Genomic DNA, 18,537 nt, shown 5'->3' with positions numbered 1-18,537 from the left:
CACCACACACACTCGTTAATTTATTGTTAGTAAAGGAATAAGCTATGCCAACTCCATGTTATATCTCCATCAAAGGACAGACCCAAGGACACATTACTGCAGGTGCTTTCACTGCCGACTCCGTCGGTGACATTTTTGTCGAAGGGCATGAAGATGAGATGCTGGTTCAACAATTTGACCATGTTGTCACGGTGCCTACAGATCCACAATCAGGACAGCCTTCTGGTCAGCGTATTCACAAGCCATTTAAGTTTACTGTGGCACTCAATAAAGCGGTGCCTTTGATGTATAACTCGCTGGCGTCAGGTGAGAAAATCTCAGAAGTGGAACTCAAGTGGTACCGCACTTCAGTTGAGGGTAAACAGGAACATTTCTTCAGCACCAAGCTTGAAGGCGCCACCATTATCGACATTCAATGTCATATGCCTCATTGCCAAGACAGCAATAAAGCAGACTTTACTCAGCTACTCACTGTATCTATGGCTTATCGCAAGATTGATTGGGATCACGTCACTGCCGGTACATCAGGTGCTGATGACTGGCGTAAGCCAATTGAAGCATAAGATTTAGCTTCAGCCCTTATTTGCCCTCAGGCTCGGTACCCTGAGCCTGAGGGCAAATACGTTCAACGTTGTTTTGACTCCTTTCAAATGGCGCTGAACACCGTCGACCTGTAACTTCCTATAGTTTGCAGCTCGACACGCTCCCCTTCTTTTGTTGGTCCTTTGGAAGGGGAGCCCCCTTTAATTGCATTAGGATGTTGCGATGATTGCTGTTGGAAATGGATTGCGTTACCACTTTAGCGCCGAAGGTGTGAGTGATGACAGCTTTGAGGTGTTAGCGTTTGATTTTAAAGAGGGGTTATCATCACCCTTTGAGGTCAAGCTCACGTTGCTGAGCCGACTGGATGATTTGACGCCTGAGTCTATTGTCGACCAGACGGGGTTGCTCACCTGGTATCAAGCGGGTTCGCTGCAACGTCAGGTACACGGCATCGTCAGTCAATTCAGTAAAGCTGATACGGGCCATCATCATACCCAATACCACATCACCTTAGTGCCGGCGCTATCCAGACTCAAACTCAGACAAAATAGTCGCATCTTCCAGCAAAAAAGCGTGCTGAGTATTATCGCGACGCTCCTCACTGAGATGGGGATTAAGGATTATGCGTTCAGTTGTGATGCTAGATTTGAGTCGCAGGTGCGTGAATACTGTGTCCAGTATCGGGAAACTGATTTCGACTTTATCTCCCGCTTAGCAGCAGAAGTTGGCTTGTTTTATTACTTTCAGCACAGTGAGAAGAGTCACACGCTGGTGTTCAGTGACAGCACCACTAAGCAACCTCATTTAGAAGTGCCATTTCCCTACAACGCGGTCAATGGCGGCGCAGCAGAAGTGCCATTTGTTAGCTCATTTAGCTACCAGCACCAAATCAAGCCTGCCAGCGTGACGCTCAAAGACAACAGCTTCAAGAAGCCCCAATACAGCTTCCTACAAACCAATACGGGTAAGGCATTGGGTTTTCAGCGACAAGATTACGAACACTTCGATTACCCCGGGCGTTATAAAGACGATGAGAGTGGTATACCGTTCACACAAGTTCGGCAAGAATACCTGCGCCGAGATGCACAGCTCGCGGCCGGTAAAAGCAACCTCATGCAGGCCGTCAGCGGCAGCAAGTTTGACCTGATGGAGCACCCTGATTTAAACAAAGAGGGAGATGCAGCGCTAAACCGTGACTGGCTCATGGTCTCGGTTGAGCATAAAGGTGAGCAAGGCGCGGCGGCGGAAGAGGCCAATACTCAAGCCGTCACCACCTATAGCAACACATTTACCGCCATTCCCGGCAATGCGCCCTGGCAAGCAGAGCCTAATGCAAAACCTTTGGTCAGTGGGGACCAGTGTGCGACAGTGGTCGGCCCCAAAGATGAAGAGATTTTTTGTGATGAGTTTGGCCGTGTAAAAGTACAATTTCCCTGGGACCGTTATGGCTATAGCGATGATAATTCCAGCTGCTGGGTGCGTGTCAGTCAAGGCTGGGCCGGTGGTCAATATGGCATGATGGCTATTCCCCGGATTGGTCATGAAGTCATTGTCAGTTTTTTAGAGGGCGACCCAGACCAACCCATCATTACAGGTCGCACTTTTCACAGCACTAATCAGGTGCCTTATCCGCTGCCAGCTAATAAGACCCGTACCGTGCTGAAGACCCAAACCCATAAGGGTGAAGGCAGTAACGAGTTACGTTTTGAAGATGAGGCTGACAAGGAAGAGATATACCTTCATGCACAGAAGGACATGAATACCTTAGTTGAAAACGACCAGAGTACGAACATCAAACACGATGCCCATCTGGACATTGAAAATGAACGCTTTACCCGCATCAAGGCTAATGACCACCTTACCGTCGAGGGAGAGAGACGCACTGTGGTGAAGCAAGATGTCAGCCTCAATATCGATGGCAGTCTACAGCAGAAAGTGGCTAAAAAATCGATATTGGAAGCCGGCACCGAAGTGCACCTTAAAGCGGGCACAAAAATTATCATCGAAGCTGGCGCCGAAATCACCCTTAAAGCCGGTGGCAGCTTCCTTAAGATAGACCCTGCGGGCGTGCATTTAGTTGGTGCAGCAATCAACTTAAACTCAGGCGGTAGCGCGGGCTCAGGCAGTGGTTATGCAGGGACACTGGCCTCGCTGCCTGGTAATGTCGACGCTGCAATATTACCAGAAGGTGATGCGGTGATGCTGGCTGCTGCCAGCATGGAAAGCGTCACGGTACTCGATTACCCTGCGATATTGCAAAAGGGGGCGTTAGTCACCGAACTTTGCCACTGCAATGGAGGGCAAGCATGCAGCATACACTCGACTTAGTTCAGGCTGACATCACGCAGAGTGTGTCCCGTATCGACAGTGCGCAATACGCCATTATAGAGCCGCTTTTGTGTTCGGATATTAGTCAATGGTTGTATGAAGAGGGCATTTCTGCAAGGTCTATTCCCCTGTTTTCTGATACGCCTTACCAATCACTGGCCGAAGATGGACCGCTATTGATTGAGCTTGCTGAGCGGACACAACTCACAAGCAGTATTAAATCCGCTTGCCAGCGTTTCCCTGTTGGCTGTTTTATTCAGTCAGACTTGAGTTTTGAAGCGTTAGCTGACTTGCTCTCTGAATGCTTGACCATTAATAGCGGCCAAAACCTTGCCCTGTTCAGGTTTTATGAACCCAGAATGCTGCTGCCTTTGATGATGGTGATGAGCAAGGCAGATAAACAACATTTTTTTCAAGGTATCACCTCATTCACCTGGTTTGACAAGCAATGGTTATCCGCTTCTGTGGCCAATGCCGCCTCACCTTCTCAACACTCAGATGTTACCCGCTGGACAATGACAGCCCAACAGGGTGAGGCAATGCAGCAAGTGTTAACCCAGTGGCAGCAAAATACTGCCCATTCACCTACTGTACATTCAGGATAACGGAACCACTCATTATGACTACCACCTATACCGTTAAACAGGGCGATACCCTATTAGGCATCGCCATCGAGCAAAATATTGCCTTTCCTGAGCTGTTAGCGTTAAACCCGCAATATCAATTAAACCCGGACGTCATTTATCCTGGCGAGCTCGTAACACTGCCGAGCACCTTTGAGCCGGCGGAGCCTGAGCTGACCATTGAACCGGTTGAGCCAGTGCGTCCTGTAGAGCCTGGTTGTGTAATGGGTAAACCTGCTTGTAAAGGGATGGATGCCTGCGATGTATTATTTCTAACTGGTGGTGAGCCTGATGCTTATTACGTCCTTGATGAGCATGCCCAGACCTTGCTCAAGCAAGAAATTTCCACTATGGACAAGCTCATTGAAGATTACCGAGCAGTATTAGATAAAGCGCCCGATAACAAAGAAGCCAGCGAAGCCGATGTTGAACAACATCTGAGCCGAAAACAGGCTTGGGTCGCTAAAGCGGTGCACGCCGGGGCCATTGGTGTTGAGTCAAGTAAGGGGGCAACCCAGTCTTCAGCTATTCAGCCACAAAATAAACAGTACCTAGTGGCAAAAATTACCGAGTTACGGCGTACGCGTCAGTTGCTTGCTGACTATGTGCCCTTTTTCTCTGAGCCATCAATGGCAACGCTGCGGAGCCAGCGACTCAAGAGTATCGATACAGAGATAGAAAAACTCATCGCGCAAGTGCCCAGTAAACCTTCACCGGAAAGCTCGGTGAAGCAAGGCGTTAACTTCGAGAACCTCGGTAACGTGAGTGGACAGCTTGGTTCCCGCCCTAGCCAGAGAGGCATCATCGAAATCATGTTGGTGAGTGAAAACCGATTAGTGTATATCCGCGCGGAGTTTCTTGAGCGTGAAAGGACATCTTGGCGAACAAACCCAACTCAGACCCGATTACGCCAGTTGATAGCTAATCGTGATGTAGCTGGCATACAGCAGGCGATGTTTGAGGATATACGTGAGGGCCTGGTCAAAGATAAAAGCAATGGCATGTTGGGTAAGTTAGAAGGCAATATCAAGAAGTGGGCACACCCCGGGTGGAAATGGAAGGAGTGGAAAGACACCAAAAAGTTATGGGTCAATGAGGATGGGGATACCCGCTTTGCAGTTAGCGCAGAAGCGCAGTTACTGCGATTTTCGGCTCAAGCCAGCGTTAAGGCTAGTTTTGAACCCAGCGAAGGGAAGGTGGATATTGGTATCGGCGGTGATGCCACTTTCTCTTTGGCCGAAGGCAAGGTGGAAGGCAAATATTTTATGCCCTATGAGAAAGGCTACGCCTTAACCTTGGCTTATCTCGACAGTAACAAACAAACCGCACTCTATTCCTTTGGTTGCTTTCGCGCCTCAATCGGCGTGACCTTGAGCTGCTTTGCGGGAGTGATTGTCAATGGCGAAGCTAAACTCAGTAATCAAGAGCAGGCATCGGGGGGGGATTTTATTATCAGCCAATACTCAGCTTGCCCCCACCAATGCGACAGGTGGCCTCGGGGTAAAAGCGGAAGGTTTTGCTGGAGTACAAGCGGGCGGTCAGGTTGCAGGTGCGCTCGAATGGCAGTCACCGGAAGATATTGCTACCACCAATTTCAGTGCACTGGCTGAAATTAAAGCCGAGGGCAACATTTCCTTTGGTGCCGGGATTGGCGGCGAGTTTCAACTGGCATTAGATAGGGGGCAATTTTATTTCTATTGCTCGGGTCGCTTAGTTTGGGGCCCTGGGGGCAGCGGTGGCTTTGGTACTACCGTAGATTTTGAAAAACTCTGGGAGCTGGTCAAGGTGATATGGGGCGCACTCGAGGTGGTGGATTATCACGTGCTCGATAATATCAATAAAGACGCGTACCAATATTTGCAACGTGCCAGTTACTATGCGTTCGCTGTGCCACAAAAGGTACTGGATGAAACAAACGCACTGGTCCAGAACCCCAAGCTCTACTTGCAACAAGCGGTGATGTCAGGAACGACTGCTATTGAGACTTGGTGGGGTGATCGGGTTCGTAATTGGGAATCGCAACAGTATCAAGAAGCCGAGGCTTTGCGGGTTGCCGAGCGGATAATTAATCAGGAACATTACGCCGGCATACCTCCACGTTTGTTACCACCGGAAACTGTTGGTTTGCTGCTCAATACTTTAGTGACGACCTTTTGGTTTAACTGGGAGCAGCAACAGGAAAAGGCCATCTATCTCTTGCTGAGCACTAGCATCAAGAGTTGGCGTAAGTTCGAAGAAAGCTTAGCCTGCATGAATGCCAGCGGTACTAAGGCATCGGGAGATAAAGCCTTATTTGCGAACTTAAACCGCATTAATGCCATCTTAGATAGACACCAACAGCATGACTTTAATGTCTGGCTCGATGCCTTAGCTGCGCTAAGATGCGCCAATGTTCAAGCCAGCAGCGCACCTCAATTACCTAAAGTGTACCAATTGCGTAGTCGAAGTGAGATGAGTGATAGAAATAGTCCTAACAAAAAACAAATCGGCGAGCAAATAGCCCAGCTACACGAATATCAGCCGGGAGATACATTTTATGTGTAAAGGGTAATATCATTCAACCACAGGGAGGCTTTGCTGCACAGCGCAGCGAAAACCTCTTGTAGCAGTATATTCACTATCGATCGGCTCGAAGGCGCGAGTCGTGACGACCAAACCTTGGCCTCCTCTGACCACTTTATCGCTGCCAGTGTCCGGCCCCTGAGGATTGTCTTCTGGTGAGTGTTGGTAATAATCCGCCGAGAACCAGTCATTAACCCACTCCTCCATGTTGCCGGACAGGTCGTGAATACCCAAGGGGTTAGCCGGCCAGCTACCAACCTCGTCAAATCCTGAGCCGTAATTGACTTCTTCGGGGAGGATGTCGACATGCCGGCCTAACTCTGAAACATAATAACTGTCATTAGCACGCTGTTTATAACCATTGTTGGTGGCGTAGTAGATATTTTTACCGCGGTTGCGCGCCGCATATTCCCACTGGGCTTCGGTAGGTAAGTCAAACTTGTAGCCAGTGAGATCGCCCAGCCAGAGGCAGTAGTTTTTGGCTTCTTGCCAGCGCTTGGTTCTCGATGGGTCATTTTTAATTCGTTGAGTTAATCCCTCATACAACACACGATCTTCGGCACGGTCCAGCTCTATACCGTGGGCTAAACGATATGCATCGGCCCCATAATAAGTTGTTTCATATTTGGCCAATGAATAGTTATCCAGTGTGACCTTGTGCTGATAAATTGCGCCATTTTTTCTGGAGATGAAGTCGCTGTAGCAACTGGCTTCAGGTGTCCAGTCCATGCGATCTTTATCGATAATGTCACAAGGGGTTCGAATATCGCCCATCATGAAACTGCCACCTTCAATCCACACCATGTCTTCCATGGATTTAACCGCCACATCTAATATTTGCAGCTTAAGCTGTTTATCCATCTTGGGATAACGGGCTTCTATTTTGGCTGAAATGGCCTTGATATCATTATCTGGCACTGAGCTACTGGTGATGAGGAGAGGATTCAAATCACCAGTGCCACACGCTGTCAGTATGAAGGTGGTCATTAAGCCCAGAGTCAATGAATTTAACCGATAAAATCTCATGAGTATCATCCTTAATATTTTTGGTTATTTTAAACTCATTCAGTCATTTACCAAAGACATAAATCAAATATCTCTCTCTAATACAGCTAGGAAGCATTAGGGCAGACGAGTGAACATAGCTTCGGCTTCGACTTTGGTTTTGGTCTTGACCTTGATGAAAGTTTGAGCCGGATATCTTGTTTTGAGACCTCTATATTAAACCCTCTTGTTGAGTGGTATAAGACCCAGTGCTAGTATGATATTCGGTTCAATTTATTTTTGTATTCGAGGTGCAGTGATGGACAAGGTATGTAGATGGGTATTAGTCGGTGCAATGCTGAGTATTTCTCAGTTAGCCAGTGCTGGGATTGTTAATCCGGATTGTACTGCCGAGAAAGCAGCCAAAAGTGCTGTTGCAAATGCCACTGTTGGCGTTAAGGGTCGTTGCTCTCCTGCCGAAACGGCTAAAGACGCTACGACTAAAGCAGTGAATGAAGCGTTACCGGATGAGGGCGTTGCGGGCAAAGCGGTGGATATTGCTAAGCCGAAAAAAAGTGACAGTGTGATGAAGAAGGCGACTAAGGCCGTCATCGACTGATTTATGCGGCTTTCCCCTGAAAAATAAATTTTATGAAGGGGTCTTCTGAAGAAAGTTTCCTGTTTCTAGTAAGAAGATTAGGTACTTGCAGTCTATTAAGAATGGATTCTTTAGTTGCTTTTTTGACGAGTAAAAGAAAGGCCATCGAAAAATTTTGATGACCATCTAGTGCTTAATGAGCTAGAGAATTGCTGGAGGTTTTCTTCGCAGCCTTTGCTGCTTTCTTCTCTTTTGCTGTTAAAAGCGGTTTCTTTTTGACATTTTTTTTACTGTCTTGACCTTTACTCATGATACTTTCCTTTTGAGGTAAACTCTTAAACCTAAAGTTAGTTTGAGCCAACCTAAGGGCTGAAGATACGCTATGGCCTTTATGCAAGTTATAAGTCAATGCATAACTATATCAGTATGCCTCTACAGACGATCAATTGATAGGAATAGCTTACATTAGCTGGTCGGTATGTGTTTTGCGGTATCTTATTAGTACATATTATTAGCGCTAATAATGTGTTGCCTTATAACAGTCGTTTACACGGAACATCAATCAGGTTATCTAGAGCTTTTCTTTTAACCAAAAGGATACGCTTCTCCAGACTCAAGATAGAGCGGGAATTTCTTCATCATTCGCGAAAATAGCGGGCTGTCCAAGTGGGCTTTTAACCACTGTCTTAATAACGGATAGGGGGATTGTAAATACCAATGGCGGTCGACTCGGGCAAACTGACGCACGAAGGGCAGTAGCGCAAAATCGAGCAAGCTTAGGCTGTCGCCCATTAGGTATGTGTGTTGAGACAGGCGTAGCTCTAAAGTTTGTATAAAACCTTCACACTGCTGACGTAACTCGGATTCGGTGTCTTTATGATAGCGTTTGGCATCTTTATATTCTTCGAGCAATGGCTTGAATACCTTATCGTTGTAGCTGATTAATTTGAGCATCTTTGGCAGCGCATCGGGTGTCTGGCTTAACAGTAGATCATCCGGGTCGTTTATGTTCAGCGCCCACAGCATGATATCCACACTCTCATCGATGATTTTTACTTGTTGAGAATAGTCTGCACTTTCGATCCCAGTTTCAACTCCGGCCTCAACTCTAGTCACCACTCTAGCCACACCGTGACTCTCATCCTCACATTCACTGAGATCTTCAATCACATGTTCAAGTATAAGCACGGGTACTGTGCCCTTGGGGGAAATGGCGAGCATTTCCTCGGGTTTATTTTTGGTGACCACGGCTTTTAGCATGACTTTCTGTTTAGCCAGTAACAAGCCTAAGCGGGCTCGCATGGCATAGGGGCAGTGCTGCAGTGAATAGAGGGTTGGTAAAGGGAGCTGGTTCATGGGTTTTATTGACTCTTTAATCGTTAGGTCGATTATAAGTGTATAGGTGCAGAGGCGATGAAGAAACAAGCTTATCTTATAAAGAAAGAGCAGCCTATTTCAAAACACCGATAGGCTGCTCTTTCTACTTTATTCATAAAATATAATTTGGACCGGTTACAGACCTTGTCGGTACTGAGCATGTGTCGACACGGTTACCATAGTATCTAGCTGAGTCTTAGCGTCTTCACTGCCTTCGAGCAAATTTTCGAAGTGTGCAATAAGTTGGGTTTTATCCAGTTTAGCTTTTGAGCCTGAGCCGATATCGGTCAGGTCGATAAAGAACTGATCGAATAGGTTAGAGTAGTCATTGATCACATCTAAGTTTAAGAATTGCTCATCGTTGTAGATGCTCGGGTAACCGCCTTTTTGCTTATCGACGGCAAATGAGATCCCTTTGACGTTAGTGATGGTAGTGGCTTTCTCACATTTGAGCATGCAACCATCTTCGATACTCGGTTTATTACAGCCCACGGTCTGCTGGAAGAAACACTGACGGCTAGTCATCATTAAGATTGGATGATAGATGCTGTAAAGCAACTTGAACCCTGCAGGACGCTTAATGTTTCTCATCTGCATACGGTTAATTTCGTTAGAAATAAATGCACCAGAGCAGTTTAAGTCTTCCTGTAAGGTTCGCAGGGCATAGGAGTTGGTGGTATTTAACAGTGGGCCGGCAATCCACTCGATGCCCATCTCAAACGCCTTATAGGCAACACCTGTGTTATTGCTGACGATACGTGTGGGCTTAACCTCTTCAAGAATTCTCACTGCTTCGAGGTAATCTTTGCCGATCAATACTGCTGGGAACCAAGGGATGAATCTTGGATTACGCTTCAATAGCTCAATATACTTATTGCAGTTTTTCTTAAAGCTCTCTGGCAGCTTGAAGTAGATATCGGCATCGGTAATATCGCCAAGATGGGCATCTTGCTCATCACTTATCAGCAGTGAAAGGCTTGGCTTATCATCTTGTTTTCCATGCACCTTGGCATGCTGCTCAAGTTTTGGGAGTTCAACCGGGGCTATCACATCTACCGAATTATTAAGCAGAAACGCTAGCTTGTTTTTAAGCGCCGTTAGCTCTTTAAATGGAATACTCAGACCGCTAGCTAATTCAGTGAAATCATAATTTTGTATAACATAATCAGCGTTGTTGAAGCTTCTGAAGCGTTTCTCTAACGCCTCTTTATCTAATGGAGACTTATCTGAGGCTCGTAGCATGGACTCAGATTGAACAGAGAAAGTTTGGATCTGGTTTGCTTGTTCGACTTGATTAGAAACCGTTTCAACTCTTGCCTCAATAGCGAAGGTCTGGTCTAGCTGACCTTTGAAGTTTAACGTGAGTAGCATCTTGTCGATATTAAGGTACTGAATCTTATCTTCAAGGCTTGCCCCTAGCTCATTCTTATCGGCTCTGAGTGTTTGTTTTACTTCTTGGATTTGCACCACTGAGATAGCATTTTGTTTTTCTACCGCATGGTTAACACTGTTATCGCGAGGGTTATCGATAAACATGTCTTTTGTGAGGTTACCCTTCAAGAATGAGTTGGTAAAATCACGGTTAAATACCTTGTAGAGGTTAGTATCATCTTCAAGTAACTTGCCGGTATCGACGAACTGGTTGATCTGTTTGCGCCAGCTATCTACCACGGTATAAACATAGTGTGCGCCCTTGATACGACCTTCAATTTTGAGTGAATCAACCTGAGCATCGACTAATTCTGGCAGGTCAAAATACGCTGAGTTATCTTTGAGATTCAAAGGATATTTATTGCCCGCAGCCGTCTCTTCGTACTCATCTCGGCAAGCCTGACTACAGCGGCCTCGGTTACCTGAATTACCGACGCTGACTGAGCTCGAATAACATTGGCCCGAGAAAGCGATACATAAAGAGCCATGAACAAACACTTCGGTCAACATATCATGTTCATGGGCCAGGGCTGTTAGTGTTTTTATCTCAGGTAAATTCATTTCTCGTGAGAGGTTGACCCGTGAAGCGCCTATTCTGCTAAGAAAGTGTATCTGGCCTTCATTATGAGTGGTTAACTGAGTCGATGCGTGAATGTCTAAGGTCGGGAAGTGCTTCTTAACGAGATTAAACAGACCGAGATCTTGAACTATGATGCCATCTAAACTGGTGTTGACTAACTGATTCAGTAACTTAAATAGTGCGGGTAGTTCATGTTCCAAAATCACCACGTTCAAAGTCAGGAACACTTCACATTCATACTGGTGAGCGAGCCTTAGGATGCCACAGAGATCATCAAAGGAAAGGTTAGCGGCACGGTTACGGGCATTAAAGGTATCTAAGCCGCAATAGACGGCATTGGCACCGGCAACAATAGCGGCCTTTATTGCTTCAACATCACCGCCTGGCGCTAACAACTCTATTTTTCTACTCATCTCAGACTAACTCACTCATTTAATCGATTATCATTTTTTGAGGGGCGATTTTACCCGCATCCCGCCAGCATTGCCATACATTAGGCTTAAGTCGAAAGAACATAGTCGATGCTGGTTGAAGAGGGAGCGGCTAAATTGATGTCAGTTCGAGAAGGGCTGGTAAGTCGATAAATAGAATTAGTTTTGATGTGTTCTGTTAAGAAAAAAGAGGCCGCAGCCTCTTTTTATATCAGGTAATTACAGGTTTTTGTCAGCAACCTTAACTGCAGCTACTAGGTCTGGAATGCTTGTAAGCTCAGGTACTCGTTGAATATAAGTAATTTTATTATTTATATCTGTCACGATAATACTGCGAGTTAACAGACCAAGTTGTTGGATCTGAGAGCCTGTTTTAAGCCCAAACTGATGCTCTGATGCATCCGAAAGGTAGGTTACGCCCGACAACGAATGTTCCTTGATGAAACGTTGCTGAGCAAACGGCGTATCAGCACTGATCGCGTAAAACTCGATGTCTTTGTGTTCGTTACCGTGTGCTTTTATATACGCTGAAAGGTCAATAGCTTGTTGTACACATACAGGTGTGTCGACTGAAGTTAATACACTGTAAATTTTTATCTTTTTACTTTCAGCACTGGTGTCGTAAGGTTGAAGATCTGATGTCATTAGTTGAGCTGATGGCATCAAGTCTCCAACTTTAACCGCATGACCAATCAGATCAAACTGGTTTGTTTTCTCAAGTGTGACGACTTGGCCTGGACCAAATTTAGCGCTTTCTGTCGTTGTTTCGAACTGTGCATAAACACTGGTTGAAATAAGAGCAGATATTAATAGAGCTATTTTTTTCATTGCTTATCCTAGAGCTGCAATAGCTGCTTCGTAGTTTGGTTCTTCAGTGATCTCAGAGACTAGCTCGCTGTGTACGATAATGCCTTCCTCGTTAACCACCAAAACAGCGCGGGTTGCTAGGCCTTTTAGGGCACCCTGATTTAAGTTGACACCGTAGTCTTCGGTGAATGATGGTGAGCGGAAGCAAGAAGCAGTTTTCACCCCTTCGATGCCTTCAGCACCGCAGAAACGGTCAGTTGCAAACGGCAGATCTGCAGAAATGCAAAGAACAGTTACATTATCTAAAGCAGAAGCTTTCTCGTTAAACGTTCGAACGCTGCTTGCACAAACAGGAGTGTCGATACTTAGGAAGATATTTAACACAACCTTTTGACCTTTTAGGCTCTCTAAAGTTATGTCACTGAGATCCGCAGCACAAAGAGTAAAGTTTGGGGCAATTTGTCTTGTTTGTGGGAGTGTGCCTGAAACAGAGACTGGAGATCCTTGGAAAGTTATAGACATGGTTTAGCTCTCAAATAGTTATTTAATATACAGTGATGTATATTTTTCGCATGTTATATAAGTGATGGTTAAAGTTCAAGATAGTTTTAATTGGTCTGGCCAGTACACATTCTGCTGATACTTAAAGGAGAAGGAAAGTCCATTATGAACCATCAGATCCATTTTCAAAAAACGCTCACACAAGATGGATACATGCTATATCATGTCGCGCTATTTTCAATATTAAGTAGAGTGATCAGGTTTGCAAACATTAGCAGCACTTAAAAATGGACAGTTAACATCGACGGTACGTTTACAGTTAGCCGAAAACCTAACTGAATTCCCAAAAGAGATCTTTGATTTAGCTGACACCTTGGAAGTGCTGGATCTGTCTAATAATTGCTTATCCAGCTTACCCGACGATTTGGGCCTTCTGACACAACTTAGAATCTTGTTTCTCTCAAATAATCAGTTTGAAAGCTTGCCTAAGGTTTTAGCCGATTGTCCTAAGCTTGAGATGATAGGTTTTAAGGCGAATAAGATCCGCACAGTCGATGAAAACGCTTTGCCTGTTCAGACTCGCTGGTTGATCTTAACCGATAATCAAATCGAGATATTGCCTGAATCTACGGGGCAGCTGTCTCGTCTACAAAAACTCGCCTTGGCGGGGAATAGCCTTTCTGCACTACCTGCGTCGATGGCCAATTGTAAGAAACTCGAGTTAGTACGTTTATCTGCAAATCAGCTTACTCATATCCCCGACTGGTTACTGCAATTGCCAAAACTTGCTTGGCTGGCATTTGATGGTAATAAGCTTAACTGTACGGATAAAATATCCTTAGCTGTACCTGAGATGCTTAAAGTGAAGATGACCGATATCATCCTTAGTGAAAAACTGGGTGAAGGGGCATCGGGCGTTATCTATAAAGGTCAGTGGCTACATCAACCCGTTAGTTTACATGCTACTTCCCAGGCTGTGGCTGTAAAAGTGTTTAAGGGGGAGGTGACCAGTGATGGCTATCCTGTCGATGAGCTAGCCTGTTGTTTACAGGCGGGCGAGCATCCCAACCTTATTAACGTTATCTCTCAGATAAACGAGGAAGGGCATCTGGGGCTGGTGATGGAATTGATCCCGCCGAGTTTCTATAACTTAGGTTTACCGCCATCGCTGGTGACTTGTACCCGAGATACCTTTGCGTCCGGGACTCTATTTAACGTGTCACAAATTGCTAAAATTCTGCAACAGATGGCGGCGACGATGACGCACCTGCACCAGCAAGCTGTCAGTCATGGGGATCTGTATGCCCATAACACCATGATTAATGATGATGCCGATATGCTATTTGGTGATTTTGGTGCCTCGTCGGATTTATCTGTTCTGCCTCAATTGCAAAGAGAAGCGATGCAAGCCATAGAGGTAAGAGCCTTTGGCTGTCTATTGGAAGATCTCTTGTTAGTTGATGAGAAGCACTTAAGTGATGAAGCCATAACATCAGGCAAGCAAGCGCTCTTGTCTGTGCTATTACAAATAAGAGATGACTGTTTGCATAATGAGTTTGCATTTCGACCTCGTTTTTTCGAGATTCTTGCCAAACTAGAGTTAGTAGTTTTAGAGCCAGTGAGTGAAGTTCAGCTTTAAAGTCGAAAGTTTAAGAAAATAGTTTAAATCGAGAACCTGAGCACTGTTTTTAGGCTCTATCTTCAAGCTCTATCCTTTAAGTTCTGCGAGTAAGTGAACGATAGCTAAGTACGATAAGATGAAGCAGCAGAAGCCCGGTGAAGCTGATACAAAAAAACAGCAGTGCAATGGATTCAACATGAGAAACTCGTTCGCTATAGAGAAACCACCACAAGGGCCAGGCTATAACTGACAATATTGCCAGTTGCCACATACAAGCTTTACAACGACCAAGTTTTTGCTTAAAAATTGATGACTCACAGTCGTTACAGGCCATTGATACTCCAAAGCTTAGCGGCGCTTAAATTACGCCGCTTATCAAGTAGATATTCGTCCATAATTTAAACGAAGAATAATCCTACACTAAACAAGCCACTGAAAATCATGGTGAGCTTAGCGGTACGGCCGAGTAAGGGGTTTAACGCCTCTCCTGAAGTCACGCTAAAATCACTGTTGAGTTTACGTGCAATAATCAGTGCGAGCCCTGCTAGCAGTACGGGGGCGCCAGGTAAGAATCCAAGAAAAAAGCTACCAATAATCAATGCGAAAGGTAAGTAAACAAAGGCTTGATAGATGACTCTTGCCTGACCGATCCCCAGCCGAACGGCGATGGTTTTCTTGCCAGCTTTTGCGTCAGTTTCAATATCTCGAGTGTTATTGACCAACATTATTGCCGCATTTAAGAATCCAATTGCACAGCCTAATATCCAGGCGGCAGTGTTGGTTTCACCCGCTTGCAGAAAGTAACTGCCGACCACAGCGACTAAACCAAAAAAGACAAAAGCGGCAACTTCACCTAATCCGTGGGATGCCAATGGATATGGACCACCGCTATAACCAAGGGCACCTAGAATTGCAGCTAAAGCCAAAAAGGCAATGGGCCAACCACCGTGATAGATGAGGTATGAGCCAACAATAATTGCCAGTACTAGACAGAGCGTCATGGCATTACGGACTTTCTCTGGAGCAAGCAAGCCACTTTGGGTGACACGCACTGGTCCTAATCGCTCTTCGGTATCGATACCGCTCTTAAAGTCAAAGTAGTCGTTGGCTAAGTTAGTGGCAACCTGTAACAAGATAGCGCAAAGCATAGAGGTGCAGGCAATCAATATGCTGAATTGTTCTAATTCTAACGCCAGTATATTTCCTACCAAGAGAGGCCCGATAGCCGCTGGTAATGTCCGTGGCCTTACGGCCAAAATCCAAGGGTTCATTTATTCATTTCTTAAGGGGGAACATCAAGACGGCAGACGTTCGTTAGCTATTGATACCCTATAATAACAAGTTTCTAGACCTTGATGAAGTCACTGTTTGTGATCGCCTTATCGAACGTGATTAGATTCAAATACTCGCACTAAATTCGGATTAAAAGTAGGACACATACTATGATCAAATAATCAGCTAGAACTATGTTTATTACTCAGTTTCAGCTGGATTTAAGCAGGGAAGGTTTAGTCGTGCCAATAGGAAATTGAATCTGATTTTGTTATCTGCTTCAAAGATTTACTGAGTTAGATATGCTTTTATATTCAAAGTATGAGTGAGGCTTGTTAGTCTAGCTTAAGACTATCGTACTGATTAACATGCTTATTTTATCCTTGTTTAAACTACATTTAGAGACTATTCATTGAGGAAAGGTATCGATGCGTTTTGATAATCAGGTGGCCGTAATAACGGGAGCAGGATCGGGTTTAGGGCGAGCATATGCGCTGGCTTTAGCCGAACGTGGTGCTAAGGTGGCGTTGATTGATTCGGGTGAGCATGATCAAGAAGCAGGACTTGCAAGCTCTGGATTAATCAGAAGTCATAAGGCTGTACTCGCTCTGGGAGAACAATCGATGCGTTTTAATCTCGATGTGAGTGACGTAGAAGGAGTGAAACAGGCTGTTGTTGATATATTGGAGCGCTGGGGCCGTATCGATATTTTAATCAATAATGCAGGGGTACATACACCTTGTGACTTTGATAATTTAACTGTCGATATGTGGCAGCATCAGTTAAATATCGATCTTAATGGCAGCTTCTACATGGCCAAGGCAATATGGCCGCAGATGAAGCTGCAAGGCTATGGAAGGATCGTAATGAGTTGTGGGGCCAGTGGTTTATATGGCGATATGCATGAAACCTCATACAGTGCCAGCAAGATGGGTTTGATAGGTCTAGTGAATAGCCTTTATCTCGAAGGAATAGATCGTAATATCAAGGTCAACACCTTAACGCCTCACGCCTTGACTCCGATGACAGAAAATCGCCTCGCGTCTTCGGTAAAGCCACTTTTCTCTAAATCATCAATCACGGCGAGCATGATGTTCTTGTGTAGTTCAGAAGCGCCTACGGGTCAGCATCTACTTACCGCAGCGGGAAGTGTCAGTCACGGACAATTTACCGAGTTCAAGTCCTGTTATTTTCCTGCAGATTCTTGTAAGCCAGAGGCCATACACAATAGTTGGCAGCAGATCCATCAGGCACAACCTGTCAACTTACACCGAAGTGGTGAGGACCAAGTTCTTGCCTGGGCCAAGAGAGGTGCAGGGGAGCGTCATATCACTATCGAGTGATAAGTGCGGTTAAGTGACTTGATGGAGCGTGAGGTTTCAAACGCGCGATGTACCTATAGATAAGCTGTCGTGTAACCCCTGTGTTATCAGGGGGAGATTACCCTCCTGATTCAGTAAAACTCTGGCTTGAAGACCATTATGTGAGTTAAGCTGTATGGCTGTTGATTAGTAGTGTGAGGCATGCGGTGAGTCAGGTATTGAATGATTTATTATCTCTACTCTCTTTAGAGCGAATTGAAGAGGGCTTATTTCGTGGTCAGAGCCAAGATTTAGGCTTCGGTCATGTTTTCGGTGGTCAAGTGATGGGGCAGGCGTTGAGCGCCGCCAAACAGACGGTATCTGCATCGCGCCAGGTTCACTCTTTGCATTCCTATTTTCTCCGTGCCGGAGATGAAAAACTACCTATTGTTTATGATGTTGAAGTTATGCGTGATGGCGGCAGCTTCAGTGCGAGAAGAGTCAAGGCTATCCAGAAAGGTCGACCCATTTTCTATATGACCTGCTCATTCCAAGAGTTTGAACAGGGGCTTGAGCATCAAGATAAAATGCCCGATGTACCAGGCCCTGATGGCTTACTGAATCAGCAAGAACTCGCCATGGCACTTCAAGATAAAGTGCCGCCTAAAATGCTGGAAAAATTTATGGCTGATGCACCGATTGAGATGCGTCTTATCGATGCCTGTAACCCTATGGTATCTAGCATTACAGAGCCCAAGCGCTATGTGTGGATCAGAGCCAATGGGAAAGTACCAAAAGACTTTTCGGTCAACGAATACTTGTTGGCTTATGCGTCAGATTTCAACTTTCTGGTCACGGCCGCGCAGCCTCACGGAGTCTCCTTTCTGACGCCTGGTATGCGCATGGCGACGATAGATCATTCTATGTGGTTTCATAGACCACTGGATTTGAATGACTGGCTGCTTTATAGCATAGAGAGTCCAAGCGCCAGTGGCGGTCGTGGTTTTGTTAAGGGGCAGTTTTTCAATCAGAAAGGTGAGCTGGTGGCTTCTGCCACGCAAGAAGGTTTAATGCGAATGGTTTCGCCCAAATAGCGGAGCCAAGATAAGGAATTATTGATGGCTATTGGGCCGTATGTTGAAATAAGGGATTTACGATGTTGGTAATGCTGAAAAGAGTAGTAATTTTATTGGTTTGTGTTTTATCGCTTTCGGCCTGTGTGACAGTGGAGTCCGAGCCGCCAGTTATTATTAACGGTGCCGCCGGATACTTGGAGAAGATTAATCTGCCTCAGGGGAGTAAGATCACCATAGCCATTATAGATATGGACACTCCGGGCGCAATTATTGCGCAAAAGAGTTTCGATATTGCCAGAGCGCCAGTGCCGTTTAAATTTATCTTACCGCCTGAAACGGTCGAAGAAAATGTAAATTACGGGGTCGTAGCAATGATCTTGTATCAGAATCAGGTTATTTTTCAGACTTATGACAGATTTCCAATTATTAACAATGGTAAGTACACCACTGAAGTGTTGATGAAAGCGGTTAGGTAGTGAGCTTAATTTATTAATAAAACCAC

General features: G+C 45.4%; 16 protein-coding genes. 9 read left to right on the top strand and 7 right to left on the bottom strand.

The genetic code is table 11. The features are described from left to right. Positions 1 to 44: 44 nt before the first annotated feature. The 4 genes from sps_RS10195 (at position 45) to sps_RS10180 (ending at position 5,104) form a co-directional block, all read left to right on the top strand. The gene (locus sps_RS10195; protein WP_077752425.1) at positions 45 to 563 is read left to right on the top strand and encodes an Hcp family type VI secretion system effector; all 519 of its coding nucleotides are present in this window, start codon (positions 45 to 47) and stop codon (positions 561 to 563) included. Between the two features lie 202 nt (positions 564 to 765). Then, positions 766 to 2,871, top strand: coding sequence for a type VI secretion system Vgr family protein (locus sps_RS10190; protein WP_077752424.1), 2,106 nt, complete (start codon positions 766 to 768; stop codon positions 2,869 to 2,871). Further along, entirely contained in the window at positions 2,850 to 3,476 is a 627-nt protein-coding gene (locus tag sps_RS10185; protein WP_077752423.1) for a DUF4123 domain-containing protein, read from the top strand. Before sps_RS10190 ends, sps_RS10185 begins: the two co-directional genes overlap by 22 nt. A 14-nt stretch (positions 3,477 to 3,490) precedes the next feature. Then, on the top strand, positions 3,491 to 5,104 hold the full coding sequence (locus tag sps_RS10180) for a LysM peptidoglycan-binding domain-containing protein (RefSeq protein WP_077752422.1): 1,614 nt from the start codon (positions 3,491 to 3,493) through the stop codon (positions 5,102 to 5,104). Between the two features lie 943 nt (positions 5,105 to 6,047). On the opposite strand, the gene sps_RS10170 is transcribed toward sps_RS10180, so the two are convergent. Next, positions 6,048 to 7,082 (bottom strand): formylglycine-generating enzyme family protein, encoded by a 1,035-nt coding sequence (locus tag sps_RS10170; protein ID WP_077752420.1) that lies wholly within the window; start codon positions 7,080 to 7,082, stop codon positions 6,048 to 6,050. A gap of 277 nt (positions 7,083 to 7,359) precedes the next feature. Here sps_RS10170 and sps_RS10165 point away from each other — a divergent pair, with 277 nt between their 5' ends. Further along, complete coding sequence (locus sps_RS10165) at positions 7,360 to 7,659, top strand: hypothetical protein (protein WP_077752419.1); 300 nt, start codon at positions 7,360 to 7,362, stop codon at positions 7,657 to 7,659. A gap of 564 nt (positions 7,660 to 8,223) precedes the next feature. Here the strand turns inward: sps_RS10165 and sps_RS10160 are convergent. The 4 genes from sps_RS10160 to tpx form a co-directional block, all read right to left on the bottom strand. Further along, positions 8,224 to 8,994 (bottom strand): glutathione S-transferase, encoded by a 771-nt coding sequence (locus sps_RS10160; RefSeq protein WP_077752418.1) that lies wholly within the window; start codon positions 8,992 to 8,994, stop codon positions 8,224 to 8,226. A 156-nt stretch (positions 8,995 to 9,150) separates the two neighbouring features. After that, on the bottom strand, positions 9,151 to 11,439 hold the full coding sequence (locus sps_RS10155) for a peptidase U32 family protein (RefSeq protein ID WP_077752417.1): 2,289 nt from the start codon (positions 11,437 to 11,439) through the stop codon (positions 9,151 to 9,153). 237 nt (positions 11,440 to 11,676) lie between these two features. Beyond that, positions 11,677 to 12,285 carry a peroxiredoxin gene (locus tag sps_RS10150; protein ID WP_077752416.1) on the bottom strand — a complete coding sequence of 203 codons (609 nt, stop codon included), beginning with the start codon at positions 12,283 to 12,285 and terminating at the stop codon, positions 11,677 to 11,679. 3 nt (positions 12,286 to 12,288) lie between these two features. Further along, entirely contained in the window at positions 12,289 to 12,786 is a 498-nt protein-coding gene (tpx, locus tag sps_RS10145; RefSeq protein WP_077752415.1) for a thiol peroxidase, read from the bottom strand. A 241-nt stretch (positions 12,787 to 13,027) separates the two neighbouring features. On the opposite strand from tpx, the gene sps_RS10140 reads away from it, so the two are divergent. Continuing rightward, positions 13,028 to 14,404, top strand: coding sequence for a leucine-rich repeat-containing protein kinase family protein (locus tag sps_RS10140; RefSeq protein WP_077752414.1), 1,377 nt, complete (start codon positions 13,028 to 13,030; stop codon positions 14,402 to 14,404). 76 nt (positions 14,405 to 14,480) lie between these two features. Here sps_RS10140 and sps_RS10135 read toward each other — a convergent pair whose 3' ends face one another. Both sps_RS10135 and sps_RS10130 read right to left on the bottom strand, forming a co-directional pair. Further along, the gene (locus sps_RS10135; protein ID WP_077752413.1) at positions 14,481 to 14,720 is read right to left on the bottom strand and encodes a DUF3624 domain-containing protein; all 240 of its coding nucleotides are present in this window, start codon (positions 14,718 to 14,720) and stop codon (positions 14,481 to 14,483) included. Positions 14,721 to 14,784: 64 nt separating this feature from the next. After that, positions 14,785 to 15,657 carry a 1,4-dihydroxy-2-naphthoate polyprenyltransferase gene (locus sps_RS10130; protein WP_077752412.1) on the bottom strand — a complete coding sequence of 291 codons (873 nt, stop codon included), beginning with the start codon at positions 15,655 to 15,657 and terminating at the stop codon, positions 14,785 to 14,787. Between the two features lie 429 nt (positions 15,658 to 16,086). On the opposite strand from sps_RS10130, the gene sps_RS10125 reads away from it, so the two are divergent. From sps_RS10125 to sps_RS10115, 3 genes are all read left to right on the top strand, one after another. Beyond that, positions 16,087 to 17,001: an SDR family NAD(P)-dependent oxidoreductase gene (locus tag sps_RS10125; protein ID WP_077752411.1), complete on the top strand. Its 915-nt coding sequence runs from the start codon at positions 16,087 to 16,089 to the stop codon at positions 16,999 to 17,001. 185 nt (positions 17,002 to 17,186) lie between these two features. Next, positions 17,187 to 18,053, top strand: a complete 867-nt coding sequence (tesB, locus tag sps_RS10120; RefSeq protein WP_077752410.1) for an acyl-CoA thioesterase II — start codon at positions 17,187 to 17,189, stop codon at positions 18,051 to 18,053. A gap of 62 nt (positions 18,054 to 18,115) precedes the next feature. Further along, complete coding sequence (locus sps_RS10115) at positions 18,116 to 18,511, top strand: YbaY family lipoprotein (protein ID WP_077752409.1); 396 nt, start codon at positions 18,116 to 18,118, stop codon at positions 18,509 to 18,511. Positions 18,512 to 18,537: the final 26 nt, after the last annotated feature.

This window comes from Shewanella psychrophila (assembly GCF_002005305.1).
In the GTDB taxonomy this organism is placed as follows: domain Bacteria; phylum Pseudomonadota; class Gammaproteobacteria; order Enterobacterales; family Shewanellaceae; genus Shewanella; species Shewanella psychrophila.
The sequence above is the reverse complement of the archived record's forward strand: the minus strand, read 5'-3'. Positions and strand labels throughout refer to the sequence as shown.

Excerpts from the sequence above, each read along its gene's own strand:
- sps_RS10160 (WP_077752418.1), bottom strand. The coding sequence starts at position 8,994 with ATGAACCAGCTCCCTTTACCAACCCTCTATTCACTGCAGCACTGCCCC.
- sps_RS10150 (WP_077752416.1), bottom strand. The coding sequence starts at position 12,285 with ATGAAAAAAATAGCTCTATTAATATCTGCTCTTATTTCAACCAGTGTT.
- sps_RS10185 (WP_077752423.1), top strand. The coding sequence starts at position 2,850 with ATGCAGCATACACTCGACTTAGTTCAGGCTGACATCACGCAGAGTGTG.
- sps_RS10165 (WP_077752419.1), top strand. The coding sequence starts at position 7,360 with ATGGACAAGGTATGTAGATGGGTATTAGTCGGTGCAATGCTGAGTATT.
- sps_RS10155 (WP_077752417.1), bottom strand. The coding sequence starts at position 11,439 with ATGAGTAGAAAAATAGAGTTGTTAGCGCCAGGCGGTGATGTTGAAGCA.
- sps_RS10115 (WP_077752409.1), top strand. The coding sequence starts at position 18,116 with ATGTTGGTAATGCTGAAAAGAGTAGTAATTTTATTGGTTTGTGTTTTA.
- sps_RS10170 (WP_077752420.1), bottom strand. The coding sequence starts at position 7,082 with ATGAGATTTTATCGGTTAAATTCATTGACTCTGGGCTTAATGACCACC.
- sps_RS10135 (WP_077752413.1), bottom strand. The coding sequence starts at position 14,720 with ATGGCCTGTAACGACTGTGAGTCATCAATTTTTAAGCAAAAACTTGGT.
- sps_RS10180 (WP_077752422.1), top strand. The coding sequence starts at position 3,491 with ATGACTACCACCTATACCGTTAAACAGGGCGATACCCTATTAGGCATC.
- tpx (WP_077752415.1), bottom strand. The coding sequence starts at position 12,786 with ATGTCTATAACTTTCCAAGGATCTCCAGTCTCTGTTTCAGGCACACTC.
- sps_RS10125 (WP_077752411.1), top strand. The coding sequence starts at position 16,087 with ATGCGTTTTGATAATCAGGTGGCCGTAATAACGGGAGCAGGATCGGGT.
- sps_RS10190 (WP_077752424.1), top strand. The coding sequence starts at position 766 with ATGATTGCTGTTGGAAATGGATTGCGTTACCACTTTAGCGCCGAAGGT.
- sps_RS10130 (WP_077752412.1), bottom strand. The coding sequence starts at position 15,657 with ATGAACCCTTGGATTTTGGCCGTAAGGCCACGGACATTACCAGCGGCT.
- sps_RS10195 (WP_077752425.1), top strand. The coding sequence starts at position 45 with ATGCCAACTCCATGTTATATCTCCATCAAAGGACAGACCCAAGGACAC.